This window comes from Phocaeicola sp. RTP21359st1_B8_RTP21360_211022, from assembly GCF_040911965.1.
In the GTDB taxonomy this organism is placed as follows: Bacteria; Bacteroidota; Bacteroidia; order Bacteroidales; family Bacteroidaceae; genus Phocaeicola; species Phocaeicola vulgatus.
Genome location: NZ_JBDFXP010000017.1, coordinates 77,564 through 96,287, shown reverse-complemented (window position 1 = coordinate 96,287; position 18,724 = coordinate 77,564). Strand labels below are relative to the sequence as shown.

Genomic DNA, 18,724 nt, shown 5'->3' with positions numbered 1-18,724 from the left:
TTTTGACAATTGCCTTATGATAGCTTCAGACATAAACCCGGTAGAATTGAAAGTATTTCTGAATCATATTTATGAATTAAAAAAAGGAGTACGTCAGATGGTACTCTATACTACCAAGAGGAAGTATGAAGATTTTGCTGTAAAACGGCTGATCAATCAAAAGATTAATTACATAATCCAGCCCGTGGAAAATGATAAAATAAACCTGTTTTTCGGTAGAAAAGAATGCATTAATGCCATTCGTTTCCTAGTGAATCAGCCACTGAACAAATTGTCACCCGAGCAGGATTTTATTCTTGGAGCTATGCTGGGGTATGATATTTGTGCACAATGCAAACGTTATTGCGACCGTAAAGTATAATAATTTCAATTTCACGTAGTTTTAAATGTAGTAGTAAAGGGGTGTCTGAATAATTTTCAGGCATCCTTTTTCACTTTTTATGTGAACCATCTTTTTATCTATTTTGTTGCATTATTAGCATAAACCTTAAAAATGAGAAGATATGGGTAAAGAAGAAAAGAAAAAGATGGAACAAAAGGATGAGCTGACGAATAGTGGTCAGCGGTTTCCTGTTGAACAAGTGTCCAATACTGGTAAGCCTACCAAGAAGCAGGTGAAAGCAGCGGTAAAAGAGTTGAATCCTGACGTGAACAGTTTAGGAAGTAGAGGATAATTTAAAATTGAAAACAGTAATGGATATAACTGGAAAAATAGAAGAGGTAAACCAGTCGGACTCATTATTGCTGGTTGTGTTTTATGCGGATTGGTCTCCCCATTGTGAATGGATTGAACCGCTGTTACATGAATTTGAAAAACCGGTCAATATTGTAAGAGTCAATATAGAAAGTAATCGGAAAGTAGCCGATGCCTATGAAATAGAAATAGCTCCCAGCTTTGTCCTCCAACGTAAAGGCAAGATGTTGTGGGAGAAAACTGGTGAAGTATTTCCAGGAGAATTAAGGGATGTCATTGAAATGTTCAAGAATTGAGATCTGTACATCCAGATTAAAAAAGTTCCGTTGGTATACAGCTACGGGACTTTTTTTCTTGTAGGCGGTTTTGTACAATGGAAAACATATCGTACCTTTGCCAAACAATTGATTAAATTTAAGAATATATGTTCAGAAGTCATACTTGCGGAGAGCTCAGACTTTCCGATGCAGGCAAAAGTGTAACGTTGGCAGGTTGGGTACAGCGTGCACGTAAAATGGGAGGGATGACGTTTGTCGATCTTCGTGACCGTTACGGTATTACCCAATTGGTATTCAACGAAGCGGTGAATGCCGAACTTTGTGAACGTGCCAATCACTTGGGGCGTGAATTTGTTATTCAAATAACCGGTGAAGTGAACGAACGTTCAAATAAGAATATGAATATTCCCACCGGTGAAATTGAAATTATCGTATCGGTATTGAATGTACTTAATTCAGCGGTAACTCCTCCTTTTACGATAGAAGATAATAGTGACGGAGGTGATGATATCCGTATGAAATTCCGCTATTTGGATTTACGCCGTAATTGTGTGCGTAAAAATTTGGAACTTCGTCATAAAATGACAATGGAAGTGCGCCGATATTTGGACAGCAAAGGGTTTCTGGAAGTGGAAACTCCTATGTTGGTAGGTTCTACTCCTGAAGGAGCCCGTGATTTTGTTGTTCCTTCACGTATGAACCCGGGACAGTTTTATGCACTGCCACAGTCTCCGCAAACACTGAAGCAATTGCTGATGGTTTCCGGCTTTGATCGTTACTTCCAGATTGTAAAGTGTTTCCGTGATGAAGATCTTCGTGCAGACCGTCAGCCTGAGTTTACTCAGATAGACTGTGAGATGAGTTTTGTTGAACAAGAAGATATCATTTCCACTTTCGAAGGAATGGCAAAACATTTGTTCAAGGAGTTACGTGGAGTCGAGTTGAGCGAACCGTTTCTGCGTATGACATGGGCCGATGCCATGAAATATTACGGTAGTGACAAACCGGATTTGCGTTTCGGCATGAAGTTTGTGGAATTGATGGATATCATGAAAGGTCATGGCTTCTCTGTTTTTGATGATGCGGCATATATTGGTGGTATCTGTGCGGAAGGCGCTGCAAGTTATACCCGTAAACAGTTAGACCAATTAACAGAATTTGTCAAGAAACCTCAGATCGGTGCGAAAGGTATGGTTTACGCCCGTGTGGAAGCTGATGGCAATGTAAAATCCAGTGTAGACAAATTCTATTCACAGGAAGTACTTCAGCAGATGAAGGAAGCTTTCAGTGCCAAGCCGGGTGACTTGATCCTGATTCTGAGTGGTCCTGATGCTATGAAGACCCGCAAGCAGTTATGCGAACTTCGTCTGGAAGTGGGACGTCAGCTGGGACTGCGTGATAAGAATAAATTTGCTTGTCTGTGGGTTGTTGATTTTCCGATGTTTGAGTGGAGTGAAGAAGAAGGTCGTCTGATGGCCATGCACCATCCGTTCACTCATCCGAAAGAAGAAGATATTCCTTTGTTGGATACAGATCCGGCTGCTGTTCGTGCCGATGCTTACGATATGGTAGTAAACGGTGTAGAAGTAGGAGGTGGTTCAATTCGTATCCATGATTCACAATTACAAGCCAAGATGTTTGAAATTTTGGGCTTTACTCCGGAAAGAGCACAAGAACAATTCGGCTTCCTGATGAATGCATTCAAATACGGAGCACCTCCTCATGGTGGTTTGGCATACGGTCTTGATCGCTGGGTTTCTTTGTTTGCAGGACTTGATAGTATCCGTGACTGTATAGCATTCCCTAAAAATAATAGTGGACGTGATGTGATGTTGGATGCTCCCGCTGCTTTGGATCAATCACAATTGGATGAGTTGAATCTGGTCGTTGATATAAAAGAGGATAAGTAAGTTTTTTCCGCTTTTTATATAGGGTATTGTATAAAAGGCCGATAACGGGACGATCCGAACAAAGCGTAGTGAATGCTGTTTCAGCTAATTCGCTACGCTTTGTCTTTTTGGTTTAAAGTAGTCCGATAAGCTGAAACAGCTTATAAACATATGAAGGAAGCATATAAAAAGTGTATGAAAGAGAAAAATACGATCAAGATAAAGAGTTATGAATCACCCTGCGGAGTGTTGCTGCTCGGTTCATTTGGCGGAAAACTCTGCCTGTGTGACTGGCAGGTGGAAAAACACTGCGATCGTGTGAATCAACGGTTGAAGCGGATATTGTGTGCCGAATTTGAAATAAGTACGTCAGAAATAATCGAAGAATCAATAGAGCAACTCAACGAGTATTTTGCAGGACAACGCAAAGAATTTAGTGTGCCGCTTCTTTTTGTGGGCACGGATTTTCAGAAAACAGTATGGAATGAACTGTTAAAGATACCGTTTGGCAGGACAATGTCTTATGGTGAAATGGCCAGGCATATCGGGATGCCCCAAGCAGTTCGTGCGGTAGCCAATGCTAATGGTGCAAATTCCATATCAATCTTTGCACCTTGCCATCGTGTGATCGGTAGTGACCACTCGCTGACAGGATATGGAGGTGGACTGTCCGCTAAAAGGTTTTTATTGGAATTGGAATCACAACCTCGGTTAATGTTATGAGCAGACAAGAAACATTTCCAATGCTATATAATAAATAAAAAGGAATGGGTAGTGAAAATGCCCATTCCTTTTTCTCATATCTTCTTAATGAATTACCATGTTGTTCCTTGGAATACACTACTTTCGTTATAGGGAACCAGATATCCGTTCATTGTCAGCGTATTGCCTGAGAAATTTGGATTTATAGTAACACTGGCCTGATTGGTTCCGCCAGTCAGTACAATGGAAACGGTGGCCGAAACGGCAATCCCATTAATTCCATAATTATAGTACACATTACCGTCTTTATCCTGGCGCATACTTATTCCGTTCACATTTCCCTGAACCGTGACACCTCCCAAGCCGTTCGGGCTCCAGTTATACACAAAATTAGTAAAGGCGGTCTGAATAATACCTTGCCCATCGTTTACTTCCACATAATTCGTGTTAGAGGAAACAAAACGCATTATTCCATTACGGAATACAACGTTATCAGCTTCTAATACAAAAGAACCGTTTTTTAAAGCATTAATTGCTTGGACGTAGGATACAGAGTCCTGCTGAGCTTCCAAGGCTTTCTTTTCCTGACGTTCTTTCTTCCATGCTTCGCGTTTAGCGTCTTCTCTTTGTTTTCTGGTTTGTGCATTTGTCACTCCGCTGAAGCAAACAAGTAACAATGCGGCTAAAAATAATACTTTTTTCATAATTAAGCTGTTTAGTAAATCAATAATATCTTTTGAATATTCTGATAACTAAAACAGCCTTAACCATGAATTGTTTAACGAATATGTGAATTTATATAACGATAACGTTTGTATTTAATCTATAAAGCGTCGGGTTAGATTTTCAAACTCATCAATACGCCGGTCACGGAGGAAAGGCCACCAGCGACGAACATTCTCACTACGGGTCATATCCAGTTCCACTACCATATTTTCTTCATCCATATTGTTGGCTTGTGCCAGTATTTCTCCTTGAGGACCTGCCACGAAGCTATTACCCCAAAATTGGATACCATTAGTCTGACCGGAAGGATCGGGCTCATGTCCTACACGGTTCACGGCGATAACCGGCAGACCGTTTGCCACGGCATGTCCACGCTGCACGGTTACCCATGCACCTAGTTGACGGATTTTCTCTTCTTGAGTGTCTGTGCTTTCCCAACCTATAGCTGTAGGGTATATAAGAATTTCAGCACCTTTCAGTGCCATCAGCCGTGCACCTTCGGGATACCATTGGTCCCAGCAGACTTGTACACCTAGTTTTCCCAGTGATGTCTGAATAGGTTCAAATCCCAGGTCACCGGGAGTAAAATAAAATTTCTCATAATAGGCGGGATCATCGGGAATATGCATTTTGCGGTATTTCCCTGCTATACTGCCATCTTTGTCAAAAACGACGGCTGTATTGTGATATAGCCCCGGAGCACGCTTCTCGAATAACGAAGTAACCAGTACAATACCGTATCCGGCAGCCAACTCACTGTAGAAGCCGGTAGAAGGACCGGGAACCGGTTCTGCCAAATCAAACATATCCGTATCTTCTGTCTGACAGAAGTAAGGGGTGTTGTGCAACTCCTGCAATACAACCAGCTGTGCACCTGCTGCCGCCACCTGTTCTATATTGTGGTGCAGTTTGCTCAAATTGTGACGGATATCATTAGTGCATGTCTGTTGGATAATTCCTACTTTAATCGTTCTTTTCATACATATATTTATTAATATACACCTTCGGGATATTGCATGGTGACGCAATGCAGCGAGCCATGTTGCTTTATTAAAGCAGTGCAGTCAATACCTACTATCTCTCTTCCGGGAAATGCTTCAGCCAATACTTCTTTGGCGCGCATATCATTCACAGAATCAGCATAAGTAGGATAAAGCACAGCTTCATTCATTATCAGGAAATTGGCATAAGTTGCCGGCAAGCGATGATGTTCCTCATCATAAACAGCACTTGCCATAGGTAGCGGAAGCAGACGGTATGGCCTGCCGTCCAAAGTACGGAACGCTTTTAGTTCTTCTTCCATCATTGCCAGTTCCTTATAGTGTTCATCTTTTTCATTGGTGCACTTTACATACACAATGGTATCATCCGGACAGAAACGTGCCAATGTGTCCACATGGCTGTCTGTATCATCACCTGCCAGATAACCGTGTTTCAACCATAGAACCTGTTTTAAGTTAAATGTTTCTTTTAGAAAATCCTCCACTTCCTGTCGGTTCATTTCATTTCTGTTTTTAGCCAGCAAACATTGCTCTGTAGTCAGCAGGCTTCCTTTCCCATCACTTTCTATGGAACCTCCTTCTAAAATAAAATTCCGGCAGAAAACATATTCACCTTTCAGAACAGGATGGTGAAAATACAGTTCGTTATTAATCTGGTTATCATAATTTGCGGCAAACTTCATTCCCCAGCCATTAAAACAGAAATCCAGCAGCAGGGGAGTAGCGTCTTCTTTCAACAGGGTGATAAAAGCATGATCGCGTGCCCAAGTATCATTTGTGTTGATTTTTGATGTGACTAGTTTTTGGATATCAGCTCCATAATTATCTATACTATCTCTTATGGAATCGGGGTCTGGAGCCACAATCAACAAACTCTGACGTTTCAAAACCTCATAAGCTATCTTAAGAAAACAGTCATTCACTTCGTCCAACATGTATGCCCAGTCTGTGTCTTTATGGGGCCACGTTAGTTGAATCAAACTTTGTTTATGCCATTCGGCGGGTAAATAGGACATATTCATATTTTTAAATTTACTTCGCAAAGATATGAAATAAACTTTATAGGTTAATTAGTCATCGCTTCGTTTTTGTAACGAGCTTTTCCGTCTTTTCCATAAGAACCAGCGGAACAGTTCATCCCAAGTATTGAAATCTTTTTTATACATGAGACCTACTCCTTGAGTGGTCAGGGTAGATTTAGTAAAATAGCGGTCATTGGTCTGATTATACCCTCTCAAACGGAAATCTCCGTTTTTTGTCAATAACCATATCGCTTCAAAGTCTCCTACGAAGTTGCTATTTGCCATCACATTCTCCTTATAGCCGAAGTTTCCATTTATCATCAGCCTGTTATTCAATAACCTGCCGGACAACATAGCTTCTGCTTCCACATCTGTCCAACCTTTTTCACCGGTACTCAGGTTGGCGCCTATGTTCCAGTTTTTATTGCCCATCCATTGGGACAACATATTGTTCAGCTGACCGGAAAGTGTACTGAAGGCTAAAGAACTGGTTGCATTAGAGGATTGGTCATTATTGGCATAATCATAGGTGTAGAACTTACCAATTCCCAGCAAATAAATAATCTGTGTATTCATTTGTTCTTCCGTACTGGTAGCACTACGTACCAATTCCCGGTCTTCCTCGCTTACAGTGGGCAGTTCCAAATCGAATTTAATATCCGGATTGGATAAATTTCCAGTCAGATTCATCAGACAGTTTACCTTCACCGTACCTTGGTTGCGCGAGGGATCTACTACCAAATCACTTAAAGAAGCAGAATTAACCGTGTATACCGCCTGTAAATCAAGATTCGCCTGATAAGGGTCACCTGAGAAAGTCACCGTGCCACCTGATTTCAAGGTAAAGTCCTTGCGTATTACTTCCTGCATGCTTAGTTTATACATACCTTGATCTATGACATAGCTACCGAACATACGGAAATCACCTTTATTGAAAAAATTCACTTGCAGGTTTCCATTTCCGGTTGCTGTAATATTATCTCCCGCTACAGGATCCATGATAATTTTCATGGTAGCGCTGGGAGTTGCTTCTATCAACATGTTGATGCGGAGATCCATAGGAGGTCCGTCGTCCTCTTTAGTCTTACGCACATTAGAGTGGTGGTAAAGATTGGTTTCCACATTATCGTGAATGCGCTTGGGGGTTTTGTCTACAAAAGTGATAAACTGATTGCTCGCTGCTTCCGTGGTTACTCCGGTTATATAAGTGAAGCTGGTATTGTTGCCTGTGGTCAGTGAAGCGTCCACTGTCATCGCATTATTTCCACCATCCAGTACCACATTTCCTGTACCATATACTTTTCCGTAAAAAGGCATATTCCCGGCTTCGTAGGTATTGTACATCAATAGGTTGTTGCCTCGTATATTGAAATGGTACATCAGATTTTTCAGCTTTGTGTGATGCAGATAACCATTTACCAGTCCGTCATGTCCCTCACGGTCATAGACTTTTACATTCCTGAAATCCAGACTGCCCGAAGATATATGTATGGAGTCATCCCGGATTTGGAAATAGGTGTTCAACACATCAATTTTAGCATCCATTTTGGCCCTCACTTCACCTTCCAGATCCAAATGCTTGAAATCACCATATAAACGGACATTTCCGTTGACACGGCCATTTATTTCACTGAAAATTCCTTCTATAAAAGGTTGTAAGAATCCCAGATTGGTACTATCTGCCCGAATCGACAGATCAAGACCTTTTAACTTGGGAGAGACATACCCTGTCACATGAGTGGAGGAAATTCCTTTTTCCGCTATTTGGGCATCCAGTCGTACTCCGCCCAATTCCTTATCCCATACACCTGCAATGTCGGCTTCTCCTAATAAAGAACGGTTCAGACAGAATTTGTGCACATTCAGACGGGTCCGCATCACCGGGTTCTTCATGACACTTTTCAGATGAACCTTTCCGGTTACAAGTCCGCCGAACTCTACATCGTCAAACTGCACAATATCCAGTACATAGTCCAGCTTGATATTTCTCAAATCCACCCGGCAGGAATCACTTTCCTTCTTGGTCAGTTTACCATCTATCCTTAAATACTGGTCCTCATGTTCAAACAGGAAATTGTCAATGAATACGCGTCCCGAATCTATGGCGATATGCGAGGGATGAATGTTCCATACCGTATCATTCAGCACTACTTTTGTGGGCTGTATGTTTATATCTGCCTGAAGAATAGGGTGGGGACCTTCCGTTTTGAAGAAACGGGTATCGGCGGCAAATTTACCACCGTAAGTCACATCTGTATTGTTCCCCCAGTTAATTGTTGTTTCCAAATGATCGTTTTTGGCATTGGCTTCCACCGAGAAGTTAAGCATTGCACCACTTTTCATCAGCATACCGCCTCGCAGTGAACATTTGAACCGGTCGGAAGGATTCTCACAAAATAAAACGCCCGAATCATAACGTGTTCCATTGTATCTGAATTCCGGAAAATGTCCTTCTACGTGCAACTTTTCCTCGCCGTCGTTAAAATATCCTTTTAAAGATGCCGGCAGGTATAATTCCAATGGAATCTGAAATAATTTGGATAGCACTTCGGTATTTTCCAGGCAGATATCAAACTGGAAGTTATTGTGAGGCTCAGGCATATTATCCTTTATAGTCAGTAAGGACGGAATATAGCGTTGAACCGTCTTTACCACGCTGGCCGGAATGGTGTGGTAGGAATAGTCACCTCGTATCACCGCTGTCATGAAGGATGAATTTATGCGCAACTCTTTTTCACCGCTTACCTGTCCGGCTGTAATAGTCAGATTATCAAGAAAACACCCTCCTTCATCGGGAGCGTTTAATTGCAGGCTGTCCAATGAAATGCGCCCGTTCATGTCGTCAATGGATTTGCCGGTGAAATCAGCAGTGAGGCCCAGTGAAATACTGGCATTCTCATATTTGTCCGACAGATGGAGGTCGTGAGGGCGCAGGTTCTTTACGGATGCCTTCAGGTTAAAGTCAGGGATTGTTTTGGCAACATTGAAATTACCGTCTATTTGGACAGAACCGTTTGCGTCGTCCATGGATAAGCGCCCGTTAAAGCCTCCGTCCTTATATACGCCATCCAACATGATATTTTCATATTGATATTGACTATATTCAAAGGAAGATATGATTCCTTTGATGTATGATTCCGGATATCGGTTCTTATAGTTGAAACCTTTCAGTTCCACATTGAAATCCACCTTGCCGAATTTCTTTTCCTGATTAAGTAATTTTCCCAAATCCAGGTCTGCACTCGCCACACTACCCGAATAGGTTCTGCTCATACTTTGTTCATCAATGCTCATCATCACGTCCGTTTTCACCATGCCTGCCCCTGTATGGAACAAGCCTGTCAGTGTGAGATCATGCAGATAGCCCGCCGCTTCCCCGTTAAAACGAATATAGTCCAAACGTTGCAAAATGGGAGGAACCTTTCCCGTCAGGTTCGTCATCAGAACGTTTATGCCCTCTTTCGTCATGGTCAAGTTATCCAGTTTGCCGTAAATGTACATATCCATGCCTGCATCCCAGTTACTTAAGGCAGCTTCCCCTGCAATCATCAATCCGTGGTGGTTAGTCAGCCGCAGGGTGGGGCAGTCCAAATGTTTGCCGTGACCGGAGAAAACCAGATTTAGATCCAACGGTTCTTCAAAGCGTGACAAGGCAGGCACAAAAGGAGCCAAATCTTTCAGTATAACGGAAGCCTTCAAAGAGCCGTCATATCTTACATTTTCTGTCATTTGGGGCAATTCGGGCAGGCTGTCATACTTCAAGGTCAGACTGTCTATCTTTAAAGCGGTATTTGAAAGTTCCACACCAAAATCCTTAATATCCAAACGTTTATTGTTGGCTGTAACTTTCATGGCGAACTTCTGCAATGAAAAACCACATTGTTCGTCAAAGCTGACCCGCCGGATGGCGGCATTCAACGAGTCGCTGCGCAATGCCTTCAGTGAAAGCGTTGCAGCGAGATTCTTCACCGATAGATGATGGGCATTGAACTTTCCGGGAGTTTCCGGTTCCGATAATATATCGTATGTCACTCTGCCACGCCTTATCAGCACGGAATTAATTCGTAAATCCAAATTAGATTTTGTTTTAACCGTATCTTTGGACGCGAAAGCGTCTAACACAAACTGGAAATTAGGGGCAGATTCCGGAGTTTCCCGGTTCAAATTGACCGTAAATCCAAAAAGCTGGACACTGCTGATGGTGACTTTACCGTTCAATAAAGGCAGAAGGTCGAATTTTGCCGATAAGCGGGCTACTTTCAGCATCTCCTGGTTCTTCCGGTCATGCAAAAGGACATCTTCCACAATGATACGGTTCAGCAAACCCATATCAATCCGTCCTACAGAAACCTCCGTATTCAGTATGTTTTTTAATTCCTTAGTTACAAAAACAGATAATTTGCCCTGGACATACGGTATGTTCAGCAGCACAATTATTCCCAGGTAGACACCAATCAGTGTACCTAGCAGAATACGCACAGTGTATTTAAGACTCTTACTAGAAATCATTGTTTATTTTGGGCTAACAAAAATACGAATAACGTATGACGTAGCCCAAAATAAACGATTTTTTTTACTTGTTTTTATGCAATCTTTTCAACTCGAAGGAGAAAATGACACGGAAACATCCGATAATAAGAAAAGTGATGGACAGCATATAGAGCACGGTAACAGCACCAAGTCCAGGTTGCCAGATGATAGCCATAGAGCAAAGAATAGCCAGAATGCCAAACACCAGATACCACCCCCAGTCCTTTGTGCCATAGCGTTTCAAATCTGTGGAATAGCCACACAATGTAAACCCTCTGAACATCAGCCAGAAAGCAACAATAAACGGAATCAGTTCCATGCTGACCAACGGATAGAATACCAGATAAATACCTATCAGTAAATCAATAATACCTCCGGCAAGATACCATCCCCAACTACTGATTGTTTTTTTGTTTCCGGCAGCAAAAAAGACTTCCAGAATGCCACTGACCAGAATCGAGATACTGAAGATGACACTCAGTGCCACATAACTGCTCACAGGAGCGAACAATAAGCATAGTGCTACCGCAATGTAGAGCAAGCCCAGCAACAGGGACATCCACCAATTTTTTACAGCGTAGCCTAAGCCACCAACTAATTCATTCATATTTGTTAAGTTTTAGGTTATAATTTGAACTAATAACGCCCCCCCTTGCAAAAAGGTTTACCTGCAAATACAAAAAAAGTCTTTAAATACCGCCGATTGACTTTTAGAACTCAAAAAATATTCCGAACTTTGCACGCTGAAAACCAAATTGATAGTTCTATTTACATTTTGAATAAAAATTGAATAAAAAAAGAATGAAAGATAACAAAATCCCTTCACCGTTAGTATCCCTTTTACCCGTATTCGTACTTATTTTATTATTGTTTGTCACTATCCGTACATTTGGAAGTGATGCCTTGTCCGGTGGCAGCCAAGTCTGTCTGCTAGTGGCTACAGCAGTTTGTGTGCTGATAGGTATGGCGGGATTCCGTCGTCCGTGGAAGGACTTCGAACTGGCTGTCACCAATAATATAGCCGGGGTAAGTACCGCACTTATTATCTTGCTGATCATCGGAGCTTTGTCCGGAGCATGGATGGTCAGCGGTGTAGTCCCTACATTAATATATTATGGCATACAGGTTATTCATCCTCATTTTTTCCTGGTATCCACTTGCATTATTTGTGCGGTAGTATCTGTCATGACAGGCAGCTCATGGACTACCATCGCCACTATCGGCATCGCACTGATGGGAATAGGGAAGGCGCAAGGTTTCGGTGAAGGTTGGATTGCAGGTGCGATTATCTCCGGAGCCTATTTCGGTGATAAAGTTTCTCCGCTTTCGGATACCACCATTCTGGCATCGTCCGTAACGGATACACCGCTGTTCACTCACATCCGTTACTTGATGATTACCACCGTTCCATCACTTGTCATCACTTTGATAATCTTTACCATAGCCGGATTGTCACATGAAGCCACTGATACCGGCCATATCGCCGAATACACCCGTATATTGAGTGATAAGTTCCATATTTCATGGTGGTTGATGATTGTCCCCGTTGTCACAGCGATACTGATTGCACGTAAAGTGCCTTCCATCATCACTCTATTTGTTTCTACGGCTCTGGCTACCGTCTTTGCCTTGATTTTCCAGCCCGGACTATTATGCGAAATCGCCGGACAAGGAGTCGAAGGGATTGCCGCCTTGTTCAAAGGAGGAATGGGAATGCTTTATGGTGGAACCCAATTGGAAACCGGTAATGCGGAAATAAACGAACTGATATCCACTCGCGGAATGGCGGGTATGATGAATACCATCTGGCTGATTATCTGCGCCATGTGTTTCGGAGGGGCGATGACAGCCGGAGGAATGCTCGGCAGTATCACTTCTGTATTTGTACGTTTTACGAAAAAGCGGGTAGGAATGGTGTCGTCCACAGTTGCATCGGGCTTGTTCCTGAATCTTGCTACAGCAGATCAATATATATCCATTATCCTGACGGGTAATATGTTTAAAGACATCTATAGTGCAAACGGTTATGAAAGCAAACTGCTGAGCCGCACGACGGAAGATTCTGTTACAGTCACTTCGCCATTGATACCCTGGAATACATGCGGTATGACACAGGCCACTATCCTTAGTGTTCCCACCATTGTGTATCTGCCTTACGCATTCTTTAACATTATCAGTCCCTTGATGAGTATCACAATTGCTATACTGGGATATAAGATAAAGAAAAAAGCAGAACAGTCGGACCTGTCATAATAATGATAGGATCTGATGATTATATATCTTTCACGTGAAAGATTAGCAGGGTTCAAAAATAACTTGTACATTTACCCACCCTAATAAATCATTTTATATTTTTACAATAATATGAAGAAACACATCACATTCGCTCTTATGTTTGCGGCTGCATTGACAGCCCAGGCACAACAGGGAGGCATTTCAGGTGAAATGCTGAATCAAATCAAACAAAGTTATAAGGCAACTCCTGCCGACAAAGCCATCCGTAACGCCTTAGGCGGAACAAGTATCAACACGTTGGCATTGAACCAGGAGAACCGTGCCGATTTTGATACGGAGTTTTCACACAAGGTGCTATCCAAGGGAATAACCGACCAACAATCTTCCGGTCGTTGCTGGCTTTTTACCGGACTGAACGTACTCCGCAGCCAGATGATTGCCAAATACGGACTGGATGAGATGGAGTTCTCACAGAACTACTGCTTTTTCTACGACCAATTAGAAAAAGCAAACTTATTCTTACAGGGAATCATTGATACCAGTGGAAAGCCCATGGACGATAAAATGGTGGAATGGCTGTTCAAGCATCCCTTAAGCGATGGTGGACAATTCACAGGAGTATCGGATATTATAGAGAAATACGGATTGGTTCCCAAGAGTGCAATGGTGGAAACTTTCAGCAGTGAGAATACCGGAAAGATGAGTAGTCTGATAGGACTGAAACTGAAGGAATTTGGTTTACAACTACGCGAAGCCGCCGCTACCGGAGCGAAGCCGGCCGAACTGGAAAAGAAAAAGACAGAAATGCTGGGAACGGTTTATCGTATGCTGGTGCTGACCCTTGGCGAACCTGTTTCCACCTTTACATGGAGTCTGAAGGGTGGGGAAGCGAAAGAATATACTCCGGTGTCTTTCTATAAAGAGTTTTTGGGAAATGATTTGACCAATAACTATGTAATGCTGATGAATGATCCCAGCCGCGAGTTTTATAAATGTTATGAAATAGATTTTGACCGTCACCGTTATGATGGCAAGAATTGGACTTATGTAAACTTGCCGATAGAGGATATTAAAGAAATAGCCATAGCTTCCATCAAGGACAGTACCATGATGTATTTTTCTTGTGATGTAGGCAAGTTCCTTGATAGTAAACGTGGCTTGCTGGACCCTGATAATTATGATTACGAATCATTGATGGGAACTACTTTCGGCATGGACAAGAAACAACGTATCCAAACTTTCTCCAGTGGCAGCAGCCATGCCATGACCTTGATGGCGGTGGACTTGGATAAAGCGGGAAAGCCGAAAAAATGGATGGTGGAAAACAGTTGGGGCAGTGCCAGTGGATACAGAGGACACCTTATCATGACAGATAAATGGTTTGATGAATATATGTTCCGTGTGGTGGCAGAAAAGAAATATGTTCCTGCCAAGGTGCTGGATATTTTAAAACAGAAACCAATCCGTCTTCCGGCATGGGACCCGATGTTTGCTGACGAAGAATAAGCGTTATCTCTCTACATTGTATATAATTTAAGCGGACTGTACAGAAAAGAAAGACTGTACAGTCCGTTTTTTTATTCTAAGGCATTGTGTATGTCTGTCATTTTTACTTCTCTCTTGCAAAAAGAAACATAATAGGGAAAATAGGTTTGTTGCAGTGATGAGTTATTGTATAATAGGCTTGCAGAAAGGTGTTTCTTGCATATTTAGGTATAATAAAAAATGGGAATCTCTTCGTAAGAGAACCCCAAAGTCAAGTTAGATCTCTGATATAATAAAAAGCGCTCATTCATAGGAATTTCCAGATAGAATTCGTTTCTTTGCGGTCAGAAACCATAAAATCATCTTTATTATGTCATCCCGCTTTGTAAACCCTTTCACGGATCTCGGCTTCAAGATAATCTTCGGCCAGCCCGCCAGCAAGGATCTGCTGATAATCCTGCTTAACGAACTGCTGTCGGGTGAGCATCACATTGAAGACCTGACGTTTCTGGACAAGGAGGACCGTTCGGAGAATATTCACGACAAGGGCATCATCTATGACCTTTACTGCCGTACCTCTACGGGCGAGTACATCATAGTGGAGATGCAGAATCGTTGGCATAGCCATTTCCTGGACCGTACGCTCTATTATGTGTGCCGTGCGGTGAGCCGCCAGATGGAGAATCCGTCCTCTAAAGAGGTATGTGTTCCCGACACTCCGTTACAGGCTTCCTGCCGTGTACGGCATTTTCCTGATGAATTTCAAGGAGGACGGTCTGGAAAGGAAGTTCCGTACCGACACGGTGGTTTCCGACCGGGACAGCGGTCGTGTGGTGAACCGGAATTTCCGTCAGATTTATCTCCAGTTTCCTTATTTTACGAAGGAACTGGACGAATGTTCTACTTTATCCGATAAACTATAATGTATGCACTGAAGAATATGAACAACTGGAACAGAATGCCCGATGCGCTGAAAGAACAGGTTTTCAGCCATCTTGACCGCCTTGCCGCCAAGGCTCACCTGTCTGAGGGTGACCGTATCGCTTATGATAAGGCGGTGGACCGTTATAACGTGAGCCGTATTGTGGAAAATGATATCCGTGAACAGGCTGTCGCGGAAGGACGTTTGAAGGGACGTTTGGAGATCGCCCGTAAACTGAAAGAGAACGGTTTTTCCATTGCGGATATTGTCCGGATTGCCGGACTTTCGCCAGAAGAAATTGATAAGCTGTAACGGCGTGTACGAATTTCTTTATAAAGCAGTGCTCATTCGGGAAAAAGACTTTTTTCAGAATGCTACAGCAAAAAATGATAATGAATGGTGAAGTGATATAAGTATCATGATAAAGCATTGAAAAATGTATGAGCAATAAAATATATCCCATCGGAATCTAGAATTTCGAGAAAATCCGTCAGGACGGTTATTTCTATATTGATAAAACGGCCTGGGTGTACCAGATGGTAAAGACCGGAAGTTACTACTTCCTGAGCCGTCCGCGACGCTTCGGAAAGAGCCTGCTCATCTCTACCTTGGAAGCTTACTTTCAAGGTAAGAAGGAGTTGTTTGAAGGTCTGGCGATGGAGAAGCTGGAAAAGGACTGGATCAGATATCCTGTTCTGCATCTGGATCTGAACATCGAGAAGTATGATACTCCGGAGAGTCTGGATAAGATTTTGCATGATAATCTGGATGCCGAACTGCATGAGTTTGCTGAAGCGAGAGGAGTGTCATACGACAAGCTTTGTGACTATTTGAAAGCATATTATGACGGCTATCACTTTACACATCATTCTATCGGCATGTACAATCCGTTTAGTTTGCTCAATACGTTCAAATATAAGGAATTCGGCAGTTATTGGTTCGAGACGGGTACTCCTACCTATCTGGTGAAACTGCTGAAGAAGCATCATTACGACTTGGAACGGATGGCCCACGAGGAAACGGACTCCCAGGTGCTGAACAGTATAGATTCGGAATCCACCAATCCCATTCCGGTGCTCTATCAGAGCGGCACCTCACTATAAAGGGATATGATGAAGAATTTGGAATGTACCGTTTAGGTTTTCCGAACCGGGAAGTGGAAGAGGGGTTTGTACGTTTCCTGCTTCCTTTTTACGCGAACGTAAATAAGGTGGAATCTCCCTTTGAGATTCAGAAATTTGTCCGTGAGGTGCGTTTCGGTGATTATGACTCCTTCTTCCGCCGTCTGCAAAGTTTCTTTGCGGATACTACCTATGAAGTGATCCGCGAACAGGAACTGCATTATGAGAATGTGTTTTTCATCGTATTCAAGCTTGTCGGCTTCTATACCCAAGTGGAATATCATACGAGTAAAGGACGCATTGACCTTGTCCTGCAGACTGACAAGCTTATCTATGTGATGGAATTCAAGCTGGACGGCACGGCCGAGGAGGCTTTGCAACAGATTCATGACAAGCATTACGCGCTTCCCTTTGCTTCGGATGGACGGAAGCTCTTTAAAATAGGGGTGAACTTCAGTGCTGAAACCCGCAATATCGAAAAGTGGATAGTAGAAGAATGAAAATATAGAAAGGAAACAGAGTCCGAAGAAAAGAGGTGCACACTGCTGCAATATCCGGTGAAACTTGGTACAAGATCCGCGGAATCTTGTACCAAAGTTTTTGTAATCTTGTGACGGGTGGCGGCTAGTTCCTTTGGACATTGCAAAGATAACTTCACGTCCGTGCGGCGTAATCTCTTCTGACCCCTTGGCGGATTGCAGGGAGTTTACGGGGACACGGGGACAGTGGGGACACCCCCTTTTTTCCTCACACACGTATGCGTGTACTTATAAAGGGAGGATAAGTTGGGTGATATATTCCCTTGCCGTCCCACACTTACCGGTACCTCTTATTTGGTGAAACGTTTGAGCCTGATGAGGACGGTGCTTTCGGTTATCCTCCCTGTCGTGCGTTTTTTTCAGAAGTTCCGGCCGGACATAATCCTGTGGAAAGGCAGGGGAAAGATGATTTTCCCACCTAATTATATCGCGCGTGCGTGTGTGAGAAATTGGGGTCTGTCCCTGCTGTCCCCACTGTCCCTGCTTGGGAGAGCCGGTGTGAACTGCCATCTTTAAATTCTCAATTTTTAATCTCCCTCCGTATCAACGTTTCCTCGTCCTACGAGAGGAAACAAGCTCGTACCGGCTCCTTGCCGGAACGTTCCACGCCTTTGCCGGGATGATTTTTCTTATTATCCGCACTGTTGCTGTGGAAATCATAGACCGCTTGTACGTAGTTCATCGCCCCATGGGGATTTTATTGCCGGTGGTGTTTTCCTATGGCGGTGTGGAATTGCTGAGGGTAGGGGAGACTTTCCATAGCCGTACAAAAAAAGCATACGCTTCCATGAACGGGCTGCATAAAGACAGCATCTGCTTTTATGAATATTACTTGAAGATACCGGATTATCGCGTACCGAAGTCCTGCAAGCTGGTGGATTCCGTATGGTCCACGGTGTTTGATGTGTTCGCCTGCTTGTTGGCAGGGGATGACGAGGAAGTTTATTGGTGCTGCGGTCGTCTGGCCGACCGGAGCATCGTGGTGATGGACGGGGCCGGAAGGTATTACCATGTGGAAAAAGGAAAGAGGAAGCGGTACATTGCAGCTAACCTTCCCGAACCCGGTGAGCAGGACTTCGACACGGCTGTAAAGAAGCTGAAAGAGGAAGCCGGACAGCGGGCAGAGGAAACGGACCGGCAGAAGAGAAGGAACGAGGAAGCGAAAAGGCGGAAGAGGCTGGAGGAGATAAGAGATGCCCTTCCGTACCGTATGGGCATGAAATGGGGCTTGAAACTGGGGGAACGTATCATCGTTCCTCCCAAATACAGAAAGATTCTTCCTCCTGTGGGCGTTTATTGTGCTTTTGAAGAGAGCGCCTGCCGGTGGGGGGTGATGGCACTGGACGGGAAAGTGATGGTGGAAGCCCGCTACCAGGAGGTGGATATAGAAAACAACGGTACGGTACACCTGACCGTCATTCCCGGCAAAGTGAAGACCGTCAAACTGTAAGTGTTTCCGGAATGAAACACAAATGACGCGAATGACATAAATTAAAAATCAAGATAAATTTATGCCATTCGCGTCATTTGTGTTCTAAAAAAAAGTGAGCATCTGCCTGAGTTTGCACATACATTCAGAA

13 protein-coding genes and 4 pseudogenes are annotated in these 18,724 nt (G+C 43.2%); 11 read left to right on the top strand and 6 right to left on the bottom strand.

Going from position 1 to position 18,724, the window contains the following annotated elements; genetic code table 11:
* The first annotated feature begins 16 nt into the window (after positions 1-16).
* From AB5062_RS10945 to AB5062_RS10925, 5 genes are all read left to right on the top strand, one after another.
* Positions 17-361: a DUF2023 family protein gene (locus AB5062_RS10945; RefSeq protein WP_057280910.1), complete on the top strand. Its 345-nt coding sequence runs from the start codon at positions 17-19 to the stop codon at positions 359-361.
* A 142-nt stretch (positions 362-503) separates the two neighbouring features.
* On the top strand, positions 504-674 hold the full coding sequence (locus tag AB5062_RS10940; protein ID WP_005843488.1) for a hypothetical protein: 171 nt from the start codon (positions 504-506) through the stop codon (positions 672-674).
* Positions 675-693: 19 nt separating this feature from the next.
* Entirely contained in the window at positions 694-990 is a 297-nt protein-coding gene (locus AB5062_RS10935; RefSeq protein ID WP_005843490.1) for a thioredoxin family protein, read from the top strand.
* Positions 991-1,118: 128 nt separating this feature from the next.
* Positions 1,119-2,882, top strand: coding sequence for an aspartate--tRNA ligase (aspS, locus tag AB5062_RS10930; RefSeq protein ID WP_005843492.1), 1,764 nt, complete (start codon positions 1,119-1,121; stop codon positions 2,880-2,882).
* Between the two features lie 174 nt (positions 2,883-3,056).
* Positions 3,057-3,584, top strand: coding sequence for a methylated-DNA--[protein]-cysteine S-methyltransferase (locus AB5062_RS10925; protein ID WP_022508757.1), 528 nt, complete (start codon positions 3,057-3,059; stop codon positions 3,582-3,584).
* Positions 3,585-3,676: 92 nt separating this feature from the next.
* On the opposite strand, the gene AB5062_RS10920 is transcribed toward AB5062_RS10925, so the two are convergent.
* From AB5062_RS10920 to AB5062_RS10900, 5 genes are all read right to left on the bottom strand, one after another.
* Positions 3,677-4,267 (bottom strand): DUF4251 domain-containing protein, encoded by a 591-nt coding sequence (locus AB5062_RS10920; protein ID WP_005843495.1) that lies wholly within the window; start codon positions 4,265-4,267, stop codon positions 3,677-3,679.
* 114 nt (positions 4,268-4,381) lie between these two features.
* Entirely contained in the window at positions 4,382-5,269 is an 888-nt protein-coding gene (locus AB5062_RS10915; protein ID WP_005843497.1) for a carbon-nitrogen hydrolase, read from the bottom strand.
* Positions 5,270-5,280: 11 nt separating this feature from the next.
* Positions 5,281-6,306 carry an agmatine deiminase family protein gene (locus tag AB5062_RS10910; protein ID WP_005852406.1) on the bottom strand — a complete coding sequence of 342 codons (1,026 nt, stop codon included), beginning with the start codon at positions 6,304-6,306 and terminating at the stop codon, positions 5,281-5,283.
* A gap of 54 nt (positions 6,307-6,360) precedes the next feature.
* Complete coding sequence (locus AB5062_RS10905; RefSeq protein ID WP_118292589.1) at positions 6,361-10,821, bottom strand: translocation/assembly module TamB domain-containing protein; 4,461 nt, start codon at positions 10,819-10,821, stop codon at positions 6,361-6,363.
* A gap of 64 nt (positions 10,822-10,885) precedes the next feature.
* Positions 10,886-11,449: an HdeD family acid-resistance protein gene (locus AB5062_RS10900; protein WP_005852410.1), complete on the bottom strand. Its 564-nt coding sequence runs from the start codon at positions 11,447-11,449 to the stop codon at positions 10,886-10,888.
* Between the two features lie 194 nt (positions 11,450-11,643).
* Between AB5062_RS10900 and AB5062_RS10895 the strand changes: the two genes are divergently transcribed.
* From AB5062_RS10895 to AB5062_RS10875, 5 genes and pseudogenes are all read left to right on the top strand, one after another.
* Positions 11,644-13,095, top strand: coding sequence for a Na+/H+ antiporter NhaC family protein (locus AB5062_RS10895; protein ID WP_074783889.1), 1,452 nt, complete (start codon positions 11,644-11,646; stop codon positions 13,093-13,095).
* 111 nt (positions 13,096-13,206) lie between these two features.
* Positions 13,207-14,583 (top strand): C1 family peptidase, encoded by a 1,377-nt coding sequence (locus AB5062_RS10890; protein ID WP_117795515.1) that lies wholly within the window; start codon positions 13,207-13,209, stop codon positions 14,581-14,583.
* A 349-nt stretch (positions 14,584-14,932) separates the two neighbouring features.
* A pseudogene (locus tag AB5062_RS10885) lies at positions 14,933-15,796 on the top strand (Rpn family recombination-promoting nuclease/putative transposase).
* A 173-nt stretch (positions 15,797-15,969) separates the two neighbouring features.
* Positions 15,970-17,105: pseudogene (locus tag AB5062_RS10880) on the top strand (AAA family ATPase).
* Positions 17,106-17,390: 285 nt separating this feature from the next.
* Positions 17,391-17,660, top strand: coding sequence for a hypothetical protein (locus AB5062_RS10875; RefSeq protein WP_155238303.1), 270 nt, complete (start codon positions 17,391-17,393; stop codon positions 17,658-17,660).
* A gap of 43 nt (positions 17,661-17,703) precedes the next feature.
* On the opposite strand, the pseudogene AB5062_RS10870 reads toward AB5062_RS10875, so the two are convergent.
* Positions 17,704-17,841 (bottom strand): annotated as a pseudogene (locus AB5062_RS10870) (virulence protein E); the annotation flags it as partial.
* A gap of 6 nt (positions 17,842-17,847) precedes the next feature.
* Here AB5062_RS10870 and AB5062_RS10865 point away from each other — a divergent pair.
* Positions 17,848-18,594 (top strand): annotated as a pseudogene (locus AB5062_RS10865) (hypothetical protein); the annotation flags it as partial.
* Positions 18,595-18,724: the final 130 nt, after the last annotated feature.

What these genes read in the sequence shown, in the direction of transcription:
- AB5062_RS10945 (WP_057280910.1), top strand. Translation starts at nt 17, where the DNA reads ATGATAGCTTCAGACATAAACCCGGTAGAATTGAAAGTATTTCTGAAT.
- AB5062_RS10940 (WP_005843488.1), top strand. Translation starts at nt 504, where the DNA reads ATGGGTAAAGAAGAAAAGAAAAAGATGGAACAAAAGGATGAGCTGACG.
- AB5062_RS10935 (WP_005843490.1), top strand. Translation starts at nt 694, where the DNA reads ATGGATATAACTGGAAAAATAGAAGAGGTAAACCAGTCGGACTCATTA.
- aspS (WP_005843492.1), top strand. Translation starts at nt 1,119, where the DNA reads ATGTTCAGAAGTCATACTTGCGGAGAGCTCAGACTTTCCGATGCAGGC.
- AB5062_RS10925 (WP_022508757.1), top strand. Translation starts at nt 3,057, where the DNA reads ATGAAAGAGAAAAATACGATCAAGATAAAGAGTTATGAATCACCCTGC.
- AB5062_RS10920 (WP_005843495.1), bottom strand. Translation starts at nt 4,267, where the DNA reads ATGAAAAAAGTATTATTTTTAGCCGCATTGTTACTTGTTTGCTTCAGC.
- AB5062_RS10915 (WP_005843497.1), bottom strand. Translation starts at nt 5,269, where the DNA reads ATGAAAAGAACGATTAAAGTAGGAATTATCCAACAGACATGCACTAAT.
- AB5062_RS10910 (WP_005852406.1), bottom strand. Translation starts at nt 6,306, where the DNA reads ATGTCCTATTTACCCGCCGAATGGCATAAACAAAGTTTGATTCAACTA.
- AB5062_RS10905 (WP_118292589.1), bottom strand. Translation starts at nt 10,821, where the DNA reads ATGATTTCTAGTAAGAGTCTTAAATACACTGTGCGTATTCTGCTAGGT.
- AB5062_RS10900 (WP_005852410.1), bottom strand. Translation starts at nt 11,449, where the DNA reads ATGAATGAATTAGTTGGTGGCTTAGGCTACGCTGTAAAAAATTGGTGG.
- AB5062_RS10895 (WP_074783889.1), top strand. Translation starts at nt 11,644, where the DNA reads ATGAAAGATAACAAAATCCCTTCACCGTTAGTATCCCTTTTACCCGTA.
- AB5062_RS10890 (WP_117795515.1), top strand. Translation starts at nt 13,207, where the DNA reads ATGAAGAAACACATCACATTCGCTCTTATGTTTGCGGCTGCATTGACA.